12 protein-coding genes are annotated in these 14,536 nt (G+C 61.0%); 2 read left to right on the forward strand and 10 right to left on the reverse strand.

Annotated features, from left to right (window positions below; genetic code table 11):
• Positions 1–143 precede the first annotated feature (143 nt).
• Complete coding sequence (locus RWK44_RS01345) at positions 144–812, forward strand: haloacid dehalogenase type II (RefSeq protein ID WP_168281023.1); 669 nt, start codon at positions 144–146, stop codon at positions 810–812.
• 13 nt (positions 813–825) lie between these two features.
• Positions 826–2,100, forward strand: coding sequence for an NAD(P)/FAD-dependent oxidoreductase (locus RWK44_RS01350; protein WP_168281015.1), 1,275 nt, complete (start codon positions 826–828; stop codon positions 2,098–2,100).
• Between the two features lie 77 nt (positions 2,101–2,177).
• On the opposite strand, the gene RWK44_RS01355 is transcribed toward RWK44_RS01350, so the two are convergent.
• The 10 genes from RWK44_RS01355 to RWK44_RS01400 form a co-directional block, all read right to left on the reverse strand.
• A complete protein-coding gene (locus tag RWK44_RS01355; RefSeq protein ID WP_064655387.1) occupies positions 2,178–2,483 on the reverse strand; it encodes a DUF982 domain-containing protein in 306 nt (101 codons plus the stop codon).
• A 69-nt stretch (positions 2,484–2,552) separates the two neighbouring features.
• Complete coding sequence (locus tag RWK44_RS01360) at positions 2,553–2,801, reverse strand: hypothetical protein (protein ID WP_222012994.1); 249 nt, start codon at positions 2,799–2,801, stop codon at positions 2,553–2,555.
• A gap of 9 nt (positions 2,802–2,810) precedes the next feature.
• Positions 2,811–3,755, reverse strand: a complete 945-nt coding sequence (locus RWK44_RS01365; protein WP_316028254.1) for a ThiF family adenylyltransferase — start codon at positions 3,753–3,755, stop codon at positions 2,811–2,813.
• The gene (locus RWK44_RS01370) at positions 3,752–5,197 is read right to left on the reverse strand and encodes an aKG-HExxH-type peptide beta-hydroxylase (RefSeq protein ID WP_316028255.1); all 1,446 of its coding nucleotides are present in this window, start codon (positions 5,195–5,197) and stop codon (positions 3,752–3,754) included. Before RWK44_RS01370 ends, RWK44_RS01365 begins: the two co-directional genes overlap by 4 nt.
• Before the next feature lie 243 nt (positions 5,198–5,440).
• Positions 5,441–7,147 (reverse strand): S8 family serine peptidase, encoded by a 1,707-nt coding sequence (locus tag RWK44_RS01375; RefSeq protein ID WP_316028256.1) that lies wholly within the window; start codon positions 7,145–7,147, stop codon positions 5,441–5,443.
• Positions 7,148–7,180: 33 nt separating this feature from the next.
• Positions 7,181–8,215 carry a phosphatase PAP2 family protein gene (locus RWK44_RS01380; protein ID WP_316028257.1) on the reverse strand — a complete coding sequence of 345 codons (1,035 nt, stop codon included), beginning with the start codon at positions 8,213–8,215 and terminating at the stop codon, positions 7,181–7,183.
• Between the two features lie 40 nt (positions 8,216–8,255).
• Complete coding sequence (locus RWK44_RS01385) at positions 8,256–10,211, reverse strand: SARP family transcriptional regulator (RefSeq protein ID WP_316028258.1); 1,956 nt, start codon at positions 10,209–10,211, stop codon at positions 8,256–8,258.
• A 228-nt stretch (positions 10,212–10,439) separates the two neighbouring features.
• Positions 10,440–11,897, reverse strand: coding sequence for an NAD-dependent succinate-semialdehyde dehydrogenase (locus RWK44_RS01390; RefSeq protein ID WP_316028259.1), 1,458 nt, complete (start codon positions 11,895–11,897; stop codon positions 10,440–10,442).
• Between the two features lie 15 nt (positions 11,898–11,912).
• The gene (locus RWK44_RS01395) at positions 11,913–12,956 is read right to left on the reverse strand and encodes a tartrate dehydrogenase (RefSeq protein WP_316028260.1); all 1,044 of its coding nucleotides are present in this window, start codon (positions 12,954–12,956) and stop codon (positions 11,913–11,915) included.
• A gap of 9 nt (positions 12,957–12,965) precedes the next feature.
• Entirely contained in the window at positions 12,966–14,429 is a 1,464-nt protein-coding gene (locus tag RWK44_RS01400; RefSeq protein WP_131662671.1) for an aldehyde dehydrogenase family protein, read from the reverse strand.
• Positions 14,430–14,536: the final 107 nt, after the last annotated feature.

A 14,536-nucleotide genomic window follows, 5' to 3' on the forward strand; every position in this document is an offset into this window, starting at 1 on the left:
CGGGCAACCGCACAACCTTCTGCCAAACCCTGCTTTCGATACGATAGATTCTGCTTCCGATGGCGGCAATTCAGGCGAGCGACCGATGAAGTGGTGCCTATGATTGTGAAACGTCCCGGTTCCAATCGTTCAAGGATACGCAGATGACGACCTTCCGTCCGAAATACATCACCTTCGACTGCTACGGCACGCTGACCAACTTTCAGATGGCGGAGGCGGCGCGCGATCTCTACGGCGAAGAGCTCGACGAGCCACGCATGGCGGAGTTCATCAAGAATTTCGCCGCCTATCGGCTCGACGAGATCCTGGGCGACTGGAAACCCTATGCCGAGGTGGTGCACAATTCGCTCGAGCGGTCATGCAAGCGCAACGGCGTGACATTTCGCGATGAAGCCGCCCGGATGATCTATGAGCGGGTTCCGACCTGGGGGCCGCATTCGGATGTCCCGGCCGGTCTCGCCAAGGTCGCCAAGGAAATCCCTTTGGTCATCCTCTCCAACGCGATGAATTCGCAGATCATGTCGAACGTCGAAAAACTGGGCGCGCCCTTCCATGCGGTCTATACCGCCGAGCAGGCGCAGTCCTATAAGCCACGCTTCAAGGGCTTTGAATATATGCTCGATATGCTGGGCTGCGGGCCGGAAGACGTGCTGCATTGCTCGTCCTCCTTCCGCTACGACTTGATGTCGGCCCACGATCTCGGCATCAAGAACAAGGTTTGGGTCAATCGCGGCCATGAGCCGGCCAACCCCTATTACGGCTATGTCGAAATTCCTGATATCTCGGGCCTGCCTGGCGTCGTCGGGCTCTGACGAGGACACACGCATGCAGTTCGAATCCTACTGGCACGACACGGCCCAAGCCTTTGCCGGCGGCGCCCAAGGCCCCGTCGAAGGACATTACGACGTCGCCGTCATCGGCGCCGGCTTCACCGGGCTTGCCGCGGCGCGACAGCTTGCGAAAACGGGCGTCAAAGTCGTGGTGCTGGAGGCCGAACGGATCGGCTGGGGGGCGTCCGGGCGCAATGGCGGCCATCTCAACAACGGGCTCGCCCACAGTTTCCTGTCCGCCAAATCAGCACTCGGCCTGGAGCGGGCCGTCGCCCTCTACAAGGCGTTCGACGATTCCATCGACACGATCGATGCGATCATCGCCGAAGAGGGGATCGACTGCAATTTCCGCCGCGCCGGAAAGCTGAAGCTTGCCTCCAAGCCGCAGCATTTCGACGCGATTGCCCGCAATTTCGAGGCTGTTCACAAAGAGGTCGATCCGGACACGGCACTTCTGACCGCGAGTGATCTGAAAAACGAGGTCGGCTCGCCTTTCCATGGCGCCATGCTCTCGAAGAAGAGTGCAATGATGCATATGGGCCGCTATGTCGCCGGGCTCGCCACTGCGGCCGCCCGTCATGGCGCCGTCATCTTTGAAAGCGCGGCGGTGACCGCGCACCGGCAGGGCAATAGCCGCCACAGCCTTACGACCGCACGCGGCACCGTTACCGCAGACCATGTGCTGGTCGCGACAGGAGCCTATACGCCGTCGCTCTTCAGCTATTTTCGTCGCCGGATCGTTTCCGTCGGCAGCTTCATCATCGCCACGCGCCCGCTGACCAACGCCGAAATCGCCGCTACGATGCCGGGCAACCGGACCTGTGTCACATCGATGAACATCGGCAACTATTTCCGGCTGTCGCCCGACAGGCGGTTGATCTTCGGCGGTCGCGCCCGCTTTTCCGCGACGTCGGATCAGCGCTCGGACGCAAGGAGCGGCGACATTCTGCGCGCCAGCCTGGCTGAGATCTTCCCGCAGCTTGCCGGCGTCGAGATCGACTATTGCTGGGGCGGGCTCGTCGACATGACCAAGGACCGCTATCCCCGCGCCGGCTATGTCGATGGTGTCTGGTATGCCATGGGTTATTCCGGCCATGGCGCCCAGCTCTCCACCCATCTCGGGATGATCATGGCCGACGCCATCCTCGGCAAGGCCGACCGCAATCCGATCAAGGGCCTCGACTGGCCAGCCGTTCCCGGTCACTTCGGCAAACCGTGGTTCCTGCCGCTCGTCGGGCTCTATTACAAGACCCTCGATCGCTTCCAGTAACGGACCGGATCAGTCCGATTGCAGCCGAAGCGGCTCGATGGAGTCAGGATTGAGATGAGCACCTGCGCCGCGGTCAACTATCTGGCCTCGCTGACTGGATAGATCCTGAGAATCCCAAGGCGGTTATCAGTCGTGATCACTGCAATACCCGCTTCATATGCCGCGCGGACGATTGCCTCATGCAATTGCTCGGGTTCGCTCTCTCCGGTAAGGACCTCCAAACAGATTCTCACCGCTGTAAGGAATTCCTCACCATCGTCGGTGGGCCATTCCTTCAGCAACAGTTGGGCAGCCTCGTGAGCGGTACGGATCACCTTGCGATCTTTCCCTTCGGCAAAAACAAGAATTATCGTTGGGAACTTTCTCACCATATCGAATCTCATTGCCCCTGAACTCCGCGGGACGGCCAATGCCGAGTCATGGTTTGGACCGGGATTGGCCACACATGCTCGTCAACCATCTTCCGTGTCGTTTCGACAATCACGTCGCCTTTCCTCCGGTTGATGGGAAGCAAGATTGGCTTTCAGCTCACGGGCTGTCGCTTCAAGGAGTTGCTTGAATTCTTCGGAGGTCACGCCATCCGCTCGCATCACGATGGCGATCAGCGGATCACGAAGGGCTTCGGTTATCGTCAGCTCATCGTTCTTTCCGGCAGTTGCGCCAACGGAGCAACAATATTCCGAGGAAAATAGCGCGATCATGGACATACCTTACATTTGGGGTGTTTTAAGAGAGCACAGCTCGGCCTGATCGCCTTTGAGGTCCAATATCCATTGGCGTCCCCGGGCGACCGAGTGTCTCGAAAGGCAGTTTTGGGCGATCTGCGACACGGCAAGGCCGGCGACCAATGGGTTGTCGACGGTGGCCGGCGGGGTGCGAAAGCTATCGTCGGTTGCGACTTGGGTGGCGCAATGGCAGACGGAACATGCGTCCTCATGCACCAAGACAAAAGGACCTGCCATGCAATAGTTTGCCGAGCGGCCCACATGCAGATGCGGCGGCAGGCCGGCTTCCAATGCTCGGCAGGCCGACAGGAGATCTTGGGCTGGACGAGAATCGTCGCCGGCGAAAATGAAGAACGGGTTATTAGCGTAGTCTGCGATTAACCGCAGCGCCGAGGCGCCTTCCGCAAATTCCGGCAGCGCGAAGACATAGGCCGAGAAACCCGCGGCCAGATGGGTCGCCAGCCTGTCCGTCTTCAGCCAGCCGAGATTCGCCTCGCTTGCCCATGGCAGACGGTTCAAATCCTTCTCGTCGATACGATCCGCATCCACGAGAAGGAAATGGCGCGCGCCGAGGGCCGCAAGCTGGATGGCGATCTGCGAGCCCAAGTCGCCGCATCCGATGATGACGAAGTCGATATCGCCAAACCGTGCGACGTCGTGTTGATGGCAAAGAGGCGTCAGGATGGCGTCGTGGTGATCGATTGCGGCGGAGTCATATTCGTCCCCCGCCGGCATATCGGAAGCCTTCAACGAGACGACGAATGCAGACCGGGTAACATAGGGGCTCTGTTCCTCGACAGAATCGGCACTATTGCCGGTGAACAGAGCCCCCCGGCCGCCCCGCCCAAGGCTGTGGGTGACGAGGTTCGGGAAGTCGACGGACGCCGTGGCGGTCGCTGACAATCGTTTGGACCGATCATTGACCATCACATCGCCTCCATCTCGCTGGGCGCATATCCGCGGATGGTCTCGGCATAGCGACCGTAGTCCTTGCCCATCGCATGGTCGGCGGCCTTCGCGATCACGTGGAATTTGCCGTCGTACCAGAGGCTGACATTGTCGCCGCTGTCATCGATCTCTCGCCGGCCCATCCGAGGATCGACCGGCTCTTTGCCGCGCAGCAGCATCTGTCCGATATCCCAGGCTTGGCGATCGAGAACTCGCTGGCGCTCGGCAAAGTGCGCCTGGCGGTGCGCAATGGGCTCTTCGGCAAGCAACTGGCCCACGAGGAACAGGATCCGGCTACTCCAGGAAGGAATGGCGGCGATGTCTGGGAGGTCGAGGAGGACATCGCCGCCGAGACGTTCGATTCCTTTCCGAGCGATATCGATGAGCGGGACCTGCCGCGCGGCATAGGTAATTATGAATGCCGTCTTCCAGGCGCGGCGCTCAGGATCCGCCTCGTTGGATAGGCATGCCATGCCGAAGGCGCACTCCCAGGGAATGGTGTACACCACGTGCAGGATGCTCTCGAGCGTCTGTAGATCCTCCTTGTATGGGGAAACGTATTGGAACTCGCCAGGCAGGGATGCCGCCGCCGAGGTCGTATAAAACCCCAGCAGGATATGCCCCGCTTGGTGAAGCAGTTGGGCCGCGGTCGCGGCATGATCGCCGTCGCGCAATCTTTCTCTGGAAAGGACGATGATCGCGCTGCCCGGCAATTCGTTCGAACTCGAGAACGAACACGGCGGTTCGCGTCGCACGCCAATGTAAAGCGTGTGCAGGCCGGCGATCATGCGCTGATAGCCGTATCTGTCCAATTCGGCTACTAGCGCGAGGGCGCTCTCCAGATGATCGGCAATGTGATCCAATTCCGCGTTGTCAGTGGTGGGGTCGTCGGAACCGCGATAGTTCGGCATGCATTGGCCGAGGAGGGCTTGCATGACACGGCTCCGCGCCAGGCTTTCGATGCGGGCGAGGCCGATGCCGCAAGAGAGCCGGCGCGCCGGCTGACGTTCGAGTTCAAGATCCGATGCGATCAGATCCGACTGCAGATAGCCGCTGACGATCTGCGCATCGGGGCCTCCCGCCTGCCATTCCAGGCTCCGCGCGAGCCCACTCATCCAGGCTGCGAGCACGGACGAACGATAAGGGTCGGAACTGACCGGTTCCGCGATCGTTGGGGGAAGTTCCAGCAGGCGAGTGTATCCGCCACCTGCAAGGCCGGGAAAATATCGTGACAGCGCCTCCACCCCGGCCGAACAATCGGTAAGCTTCGAAGCAGCTGCAAGCGTGCACCCATATTGGAAGCGTCGTTTTAACAGGTTGCGAGTTGCGACGCGCTGCAGGGAGGCAGTGCTTGCCATCAGGGGATTGCCCCTGAGCAGGTAGCGCGCCTCATCTGCCAATTGTTGAATGCGAGACGCGGACATCGAGGCCTCCGTGGGTTTGTCTTCTGGTGGATCAAGGTTGCATGTCGGGCGAAGATGCCCCGGTTCGGGCCGGCTTCGTCGAGCATCGGAACGGTATGTGCCGTCCGTTGAGAGGCACTATTGCCCAAGGGCGTCATTCGCCCGCCAGTACCGCGTTAAAAATCCGTAAAAAGGAGGGTAACCAAAGAAAAAGCCCCCTCGATAAAGGGGGCTTGGAATCTCGGAATAGCATCCCCCGGGCGTTCAGATGGCCAGGGCTGCCTGCACCGCCGCCCGCGCATTTGGCAGTCCCGATCCAAAGAAATAGGCCATCTCGACGGCGTCCTCGCTTTCGGCGTTCATGCAATCCGCCGTCAATTTCCTCGTTCCGGGCGCGACAATGGCGTCCAGGCGGGATGCGGTCTTCAGAATTGATTTCACTTGAGGCCCCGAGAGGCGGTCGCCGGGATTGTGGCGGCTTTTGTAGGCCCGCTGTATAAGGGCACATAGCCCGCCCACCTGCGCCGACGCGCCTGATGTGCCCCCGAATGTGGTATAGTATCCGCCCCCGATGCCGAGATTGGTTCCGAACGGCACGATGGCCGACCACGGATCGGAGCCACGATCATAGCCGAAAATCCCCGATAGGTCCGTCGTCAGCAGCGAGAAGTGCGAATAGTAGTATTCCCGCGTTCGAAAGGCGCTGTAGTCGTGCTGCGCGGCAAATGGAGAAAGCCGGTCGAGGCGCAACTGATGCCTGTTGAACACCTCCCCGTCGTCGGAGGGGGAGACAACCGTCAATCCTTCGCCGTAATTGCTGTAGCCCGAACGGAAACCTTCGACGGTAACGGCTCCAACGGCTATGATGCCGTTGTCGTCGGCGGCAAGACTTGCCGGATAGATCAGCTGGCTCTCGCCGCTGTTTCCTGCGGCGCAGACAATCGGGATGTGCCGGCTGATGGCGAGGATGAGTTGTTTGAGGACGTGCCATGGGCGATCCGGATTGGAGCCTTTCTGCGCGGCCTTCGGCTCAAGTTCAGGCCCACCTTGATCAGCAACGGCAATGCGCGTGAACAGATTGGCGGCATCCTGGTTTTTCCATAATTCCAGGTCGGCCTTCAGCTCGTTCTTCGGATCAACGATGCTGCGTTTCGGGTCGGGCAGACCGCGTGGCAAGACGATCACGTCTGCTTTCTGAAGATAGGCATAAAGGAAGGCCGCAATGAACTGCCTGACATCGTCTTCGAAGGATGTTTTGATCGAGATGAGCTTTGAGAAAGGATCAACGCCGAAATAGGGGATGACATTGCGATTGCCGCTCGTACGCAGCTCGTCGCCATTCCCGTAGAAGGCTCCTTCCGGCGGAAGGCTTGGCGTGCCTTCTTCCGCAACAACGGCAGGTTCGCCGACGATCAGCCCTGCGCAGCAGGTACCATGCGACGCAAACAGCGATTCCGGATTGTAGAGCCGCCGGAGAACACCCTCCGACGCGGCGTATTCGGCAACCAGATCACCGAGATAGTCCCGGTCGTCGTTGGAAAGGCCGATATTGCCGAGCGGAGCGATGTCGAGCCCGGCAAAGAAGGCATGTCTTTCCTCGCGGTCAAAGGACGTGGTCGTATCGAGAATTTCGCGCACGCGCGCGCCGTAACGATGGGTCGTCAAATCGATTGACGCCTCCCGGTCAAGCCGGGTTGCCAGATTGGGATGATCCGGAGATACGCCGACATCGATCAGCGCGACCCGTGCGGGTCGCAGCGGGCCGGCGGAAGCGCCGGCGGAAGCGATGGTATCCCAGACCGTGCCGGTGATGAGGGGATCGGGAAGCGCGCGTGTGGCACTCGCATCGAGCGCTGGAGGCGCCGGCGGAGCCGATCCGTATTCCGCGTCGACTACGCCAAGAGCAGTCAGGTGCCAGAGATAGTAGTAGTTGATCGGCGCGGGCTCAGGCATTCTTATTTGATCCGTCATGGTTGTAACCCTGTTGAGCAGCAGCTGGAGAATTCAGACCCATTCGTCGTGTACGGCCTGGAACAGAGGACCGAACGCGTCGTGGAGGTAGGGAGCGAAGCGCCGGGCGAGATCTCGCCCTGCCTGCGTGTCGCTCGGATAGTGCAGGCCGGCCCATTCGCGATTTTCGGCGACGTTCTGGGCGATGCGGGCGAGCTCGTCGGTGGCCGGATGTTCCGGCAGGATCGTCGCAAACGCCAAGGCGATCGAAAAGCACTGGAACGAATGATTGCTGGGATAGGATTCGTGGACCGGCACGGCCAGCAACGGCCGTAGCATGGGCTCAAATTGGTTTGGCCGCAGCCGGTTGAACTGGCTTTTGTAGATCAGTCCGACATATTCGCAGGCTGCCAGGATCGCCTGGAAAAGCCCTTCCGTCTGCTCGAAACCGCCGAGATCCTCGATATGCAATGCCCGGGTGAATTCCCCCACGGAGATTGTCGACTCGATTTGGATGTCGGGCAGGCGCCGCACGCGTTCGCGGTCGCGGCGTTGCATAGACAGCAGCACCGTCGTTTCGAGGCGGGTATAATCGGGGCCGGGCGGCGGAAGTATATCCAGCATTTCCCATGTGAAGCGCCGCGCCGCGGTATAGGCGTTTCGTGACGGCTGCTGGTGCAGCCTGCGTAGCTCGAAGGAGGGGATAAGCTGCGATGCACCGAGGCTGGCGCCGTCCATCGTCGACTTGTTCTTATTCTTGTTCTTATTCTTATTTTTGTTCTTGTTTTTGTTCAGCGACGCCTTGTTAAGCACCGACTTGTTCGCCACGCTCTTGTTGAGGACCGAGGCTACGGCCATCGTCGCCATCATGGGCCCGGCCAGAAGCGATGCATCTTCACCCGTGCCGGGGAAAAGCGCGGGTTCGGAGGCTGCATCAGGTGCAGCCGGCGACGCACCGGCGAGAGGATCAGCACCGGCATCGTCCCTCGGTTCGCATGGAAGGACCGTATCCGGCTCAATCCTGAATTTATAACTGTTTAGAAATAAAACTAATTTTGATTGCGATTCGTGGGCAGTGTCCGCTTCCATTGCAGCCTCCTTGCGCGATGATGTGAAGAATGTCCGGGGTTCAGCGCAGCTTGGCGCCGGCCTTGAGCAGACCGTCGACCAAGATCTGGCCGCCACCTGTGTCGAGCAGCGGATAACCGCTGCCGCGGAAGGCGTTGATGGAGAAGCCGCCCTCGACCGCTTCAAGACGCTGCAGGTAGTGTCGCGCGCCGACGAGATCGTTGGAATGGGCATGACTGGAGGCAAGATAGCGCAGCAGACTGTTGAAGTTCGGCCGTGTCCGCAGGGCTTCTTCGCCTGCCGCTATGGCTGTGGCATGATCGCCTGCAAGCGCTGCGGCAATGCATTTGGTCGTATCGAAGTAATATTTATGCGGGCTGTAGACGCCGAGCTCTTGTACCCAACGCGCCATGGCCACAGCCTTGTCGGGCTGGCCTGCATAGCAATGCAGCATCGCGTAGAGGTCCCAACTGAGTGGCAGGGCCGGGTTCAGGCGGATCGATTTTTCGAACAGGTTGGCCGCATAGTCGTATTCGCCGAACAGGAACGAATGGACGTGGCCGACGAGCGCGAGCGACACGGAATTCTGCGGATCGAGTTCCAGCGCCTTGCGTGCATAGGCCTGGGCTTCCTCGATCAGATGCGCGTCCAGCGCGTTGAAACGCTGGCCGACCTGGAAAGTCCGAATGAATGACAGCCAGGCAAAAGTCGATGATCGCGGCTGATACTGGATCTGTTCTTCCAGCCGCCGTTCCGCGTTATCGAGGTCGTCGCGCGACAGCCGAAAGATCGCATTGACGGCGTCGATCAGGAGACCGTCTTGCGACAATCGGCTGTCGGTTGCCTGGATCTCCTGGAAATAGGCCAGCTGATCGACGGCCTGGCTGATCAGCGCAGCGGCGATACCGAACTCGCCCCGCTCGAACTGCGTGCGGTTGATAGCCTGGCTGCCCAGCCAATGAATGCGGTTGTTGATCAGGTGCTTCATCACCAGCTCGATCAGCACCATGTCACCATCAAACGTCAGGCGAAGCTGTAGGCATATGGGAAGGCTGATCTGCTGTTCGTTCTCTTCAATATGCGGCAAGGTGAAGGAGAGGTCGGTGACGCCAAAGCCCAGCCCATCGATGATGGCTTTTGCAATGAGGTTCTGGAACCGTGTCGCAGCAATTTGTCCGCCCTCTCCGGCACCCACTATGATGGGGGACATAAGAGCCATCATCCATTGCCAGTCACCGCCAACCCGCCGCCCATATGGGGCGCTGCTGGCGATGTCCACGGGTTTGCCTGTTCTCGATGTATCCGGGGCGCCCGTTAAAGGCAGCAGGGCGGATTGTTTGGCGATATCGCGGCTCGGCTGCTGTCGCGGCTCGAATACATCGTGGACTTGTCCTTCATCGAGGCGGCGATACCAGTTTTGCCGTTCCAGCGCCAACCAGTCCTCGAATTCGGGATCGCGGATGTCGATGCCTTCGAGCAATTCGTCGGTGACTTGATCCGGAGACCGCTCCGTCTGAACCACCAGGTCGGTATCGAGCACGAGTCGGTCCGTATCTAGCCAAACGGTATTCTTATCCGCAATCAAGAGATCACGTGCCGGCCCCAGACTCTTATGAATGTCCAAAAGCGCCTGGCGTAGGCTGGCTGCCGCCTGGTCGTCGGAGCGATCGCTCCATAACTTGTCCCTAAGCCAGATTCTCGAGCGCGAGCCCCGGGTGGACAATGCAAGCATCGCCAGAAGAGCCTGTGCCTTTTTGGATTTCGGAGTAACAGACCGCCCCCCGGCGTCCACAAGGGCAAAAGGCCCGAGCAGGAACATCCGAAACGGATCGTGCTCCTTGTTCATGCGATCCACCGGCCCCGCCCCCGTTGCCTCCGATACGCTCGTTTGGCGGCCGGAAAATCTAGCATCCGGGGACCAGTCTGCCACAACTGCGGCGTCTGGCAAGCAACCGGAAAGGGAAACCGGAATTGCGAGATGTAAATCCATGCTATGACGGTGATCGAGCTGAAGCATAACCGGCTGAAATCCCTCTGCGTAACTTCGCAAACCGGCCGTAGCATCCTGCCGTCAAAGCAGCGTCAAAGAAATGTTGTTTAAGCACCGTAATTTTGCAGGCATCCGCCAAAGGCTGCGGAGTACTCGAAACGACGTATGACGGAGTTGCTCCAAAAGGAGCATCGACCGTCGCTCCGATCGTCCAGCGCCGGGATGATGTCCCGGCGCTCTTTTATTTTCCTTTAGTCAGGCGAGCCCACCGATGTGGAAGCTCTTTATTTCGAGATATTCCTCGATGCCGCACTGCGCGCCCTCGCGGCCAAGACCGGATTGTTTGACGCCGCCGAAGGGAGCGACCTCGGTCGAGATCGCCCCAGTGTTCAGGCCGACCATCCCGAATTCGAGCGCTTCGGCGACACGCCAGGAGCGTTTCAGGCTTTCGGTGTAGAAATAGGCCGCAAGGCCGAAGGGCGTGGCGTTGGCGATGCGGATCGCCTCGTCCTCGTGGTCGAAACGGAAAAGCGGGGCAACGGGTCCGAAGGTCTCTTCGCTGGCAAGCTGCATTTCGGTCGTCGCATCGCCGAGCACCATCGGCACCGCATATTGATCGCCTTCAGGCACGGAACCCGCGGTGGCAAGGATCTTCGCTCCCTTTTCCACCGCATCGTCGACATGACGCTTGATTTTCTCGATCGCCGCCCTGTTGATCATCGGCCCAATATCCGTGCCTGCATCCGTCCCGGCCCCGACCTTCATGGCCGACACGCGCGCGGAAAGTTTGGCGGCGAAGGCCTCGTAGACGCCGGACTGGACGAGAAGCCGGTTGGCGCAGACGCAAGTCTGCCCGCCATTGCGGAATTTCGAGGCGATCGCGCCTTCCACGGCAAGATCGAGATCGGCGTCGTCGAAGACGATGAAGGGCGCGTTGCCGCCGAGTTCGAGGCTGAGCCGCTTGACGCTGTCGGCCGCGCCGCGCATCAGCAGCGAGCCGACGCGGGTCGAGCCGGTGAAAGAGATCTTGCGGACGGTCTGGTTTGCCATCAGTTCGTCGCCGATGCCGGCCGGCATGCCGGTGACGATATTGATCACCCCCTCGGGGATGCCGGCGCGCTCCGCCAAGACGCCGAGCGCCAGCGCCGAAAAGGGGGTCAGGTCCGATGGTTTGACGACGACGGTGCAGCCTGCGGCGAGCGCCGGCCCGACCTTGCGGGTGATCATCGCATTCGGAAAATTCCACGGCGTGATGATCGCCGACACGCCGACGGGCTCCTTCAGAACGACGATACGCCGGTCCGCCGTCGGCGAGGGAATGGTCGTTCCGCCGATGCGGCGCGCCTCCTCGGAAAACCATTTGATGAACGAGGCGCCGTAGCGGATTTCACCGCGCGCTTCCGTCAGCGGCTTGCCCTGTTCCCGGGTGAGGATCAGCGCCAAGTCCTCGATATTGTCGAGCATCAGATCGTGCCAGGCTTCCAGCAATGCGCCGCGCTCGGCATTGGTCTTTGCGCGCCATGGACTAAAGGCCTTTTCCGCCGCCACGATTGCCGCCCGCGTATCGGCTCCGTCCATGTCGGGCACAGTGCCCAGCACATGCTGCGTCGCCGGATCGATCACCTCGATCGTGCGCCCGGTTTCAGCCCCGCGCCATTCTCCGTCGATCAGTCCCTGCTGACGAAGCAGGCTGCTATCCCTTAATCCGTTCATTCTGTTCTCCATTGATCAGCCGAGTGCCGAAAGCACCGATGCCGTGATCGCGTCGGTCTTGTCCTTGCCGGGAGTTGCGCCGATGCCGCGTGCCGTCGTCGCCTCGATTGATGCCATCACCCTTGCGGCGGCAGCCGTTTCTCCGAGATGCTCCAGCATCATCGCGCCCGACCAGATGGCGGCGATCGGATTGGCGATGCCGAGATCGGCGATATCGGGCGCCGAGCCGTGGACCGGTTCGAACATCGATGGCGCCGAGCGATCGGGATTGATATTGGCGGAGGCTGCAAAGCCGAGCCCGCCCTGGATGGCGGCACCGAGGTCGGTCAGGATATCGCCGAACAGGTTGGAGGCGACCACGACGTCGAGACTATCAGGCGCCATGACCATGCGGGCGGCCATGGCGTCGATGTGGTAGCTGGTCACCTCGACATCGGGATATTCCGCTGAAAGCCTCTGGGTGATCTCGTCCCAGAAGACCATCGAATATTTCTGCGCGTTGGACTTCGTCACCGAGGCAAGCTTGCCGCTGCGCGCACGCGCCTGCTCAAAGCCGAAGCGCAGAATGCGCTCAACCCCCTTGCGGGTGAAAATCGAGGTCTCGACCGCCACCTCATTATCGGTGCCCTGGTGGACGCGGCCACCGGCGCCGGAATATTCGCCCTCGGTGTTTTCACGAATGCAGAGGATGTCGAAGCCATCGGACCGCAACGGCCCCTGCACACCCGGCAGCAGCCGGTGCGGACGGATATTGGCGTATTGCACGAAGGCCTTGCGGATCGGCAGCAGAAGCCCGTGCAGCGACACCGAATCCGGCACTTTACGAGGCCAGCCGACGGCGCCGAGCAGGATGGCATCAAAGGATCTGAGCGTTTCGATGCCATCGGCGGGCATCATGCTGCCGTTCTCCAGATAGTAGTCGCAGGACCAGGGATAGCTGGTTGCGTCAAGAGAAAATCCGTTCAGGCGAGCTGCCTTTTCGAGCACGGCCCAGGCTGCTGCCGTCACGTCACGGCCGATGCCGTCTCCGGGCAGAAGGGCGATCTTGTAGGTTTTCATCGCAGATCCTCACAGGCTGATGAGCACACTCTTGCTCTTGCGGTTGGCGAGATAGGCGTCGCGGCCGAGATCCTTGCCGATGCCGGACTGCTTGTAGCCGCCGGTCGGCAGGATATGGTCGCGCGAGCGGCCGTAGCGGTTGACCCAGACGGTGCCGGCCTGCAGGCGGCGCGTCACGCGGATGGCACGCGAGAGATCGCGGGTGAAGAGGCCGGCGGCGAGCCCATAGGCCGGATGGTCGGCGAGCCCCAACGCTTCCTCCTCGTCCTCGAAAGTCTGAATGGTCAGCACCGGTCCAAAAATTTCCTCAAGAACCGCCGGCGATGTTGCCGTCACGCCCGAAATCAGGGTCGGTGCGTAGAAATAACCTTCGCGGTCGAGGCGGCGGCCACCGGTGAGGCACTCGGCGCCACCGTCGATCGCGGCACGGATGATGCCGTCCATGCGGGCGATCTGTCGTTCGGAGATGACGGGCGAATAATCGGTCGCTTCATCCCAGGTGGGGCCGGGGCGGATGGCGGCCAGCTTCTCGATGAGTGCGGCTGCGAGCGCGTCCGCCACCTTCGCTTCGACGATCAGGCGGGATCCGCAAACGCAGGCCTGACCGGCGTTGGAGAGAATGCTGCCGGCGATTGCGCCGGCTGCAAGCTCGAGATCGGCATCGGCGAAAACCAGTTGCGGGCTCTTGCCGCCGAGTTCCAGCGTCATCGGCTTCACGCCGGTGCGGGCGATGTTGGTCATTATTGCCGCGCCGGCCGCAGTCGAACCGGTGAAGCTGACCTTGGAGATGCCCGGATGTCCGGTGATCGCATTTCCGGTGGTCGGGCCGTCGCCGAGCACGATGTTGACGAGACCTGCCGGCAGGCCGGCCCGCACCGAAAGTTCGGCGAGATAGAGCGTGGAAAACGGCGTCATTTCCGATGGCTTCAGCACCACCGCATTGCCTGCCGCCAGCGCCGGGCCGAGCTTCCAGCCGGCCATGGACAAGGGAAAATTCCAGGGTGTGATGGCGCCGACGACGCCATAGGGTTCCGTCATGATCATACCGAAGTTCGCATCGTCGGTCGGGACGAGGTCGCCGCCCTCCTTGTCGGCGAATTCGGCAAAGAAGCGGATCTGTTCGGCGGTGACGGCGATGTCGCCGGCGACGAGATGACCGACGGGCCGTGTCGAGGAAAGCGCCTCGAGCTTGGCGAGGGTCTCCGCCTCGGCTTCGATCAGGTCCGCCCAGCGCTGCAGCGCCACGGTGCGCTCGCGCGGCCGCATGCCGCCCCAATTGCTCGTCTTCAATGCGGTCCTGGCGGCTTCGACGGCCTGGTCGACAAGCGCCTCGTCGGCCAGCGGGCAGCCGGCATAGGCCTTGCCGTCGGATGGGCGATGCATGTCGATGACGGCCTCGGCCGGAACCAGCCGGCCGCCGATGAAATGTCCGACGGGCAGGGAAATCGTGTTCGGATCGAAGCTGAGTGTCATCGCATGTCCTCGGGATGGGCTGAGACAAGCCTAACTGGAGAACGCGAGCAGCATGCGTCGACCGGTGATGCCGCAGCGGCGATAAATTGCGTTTTCGCCGCCGCCGC

This window comes from Rhizobium sp. 25PS6, from assembly GCF_032464655.1.
GTDB lineage: Bacteria > Pseudomonadota > Alphaproteobacteria > Rhizobiales > Rhizobiaceae > Rhizobium > Rhizobium laguerreae.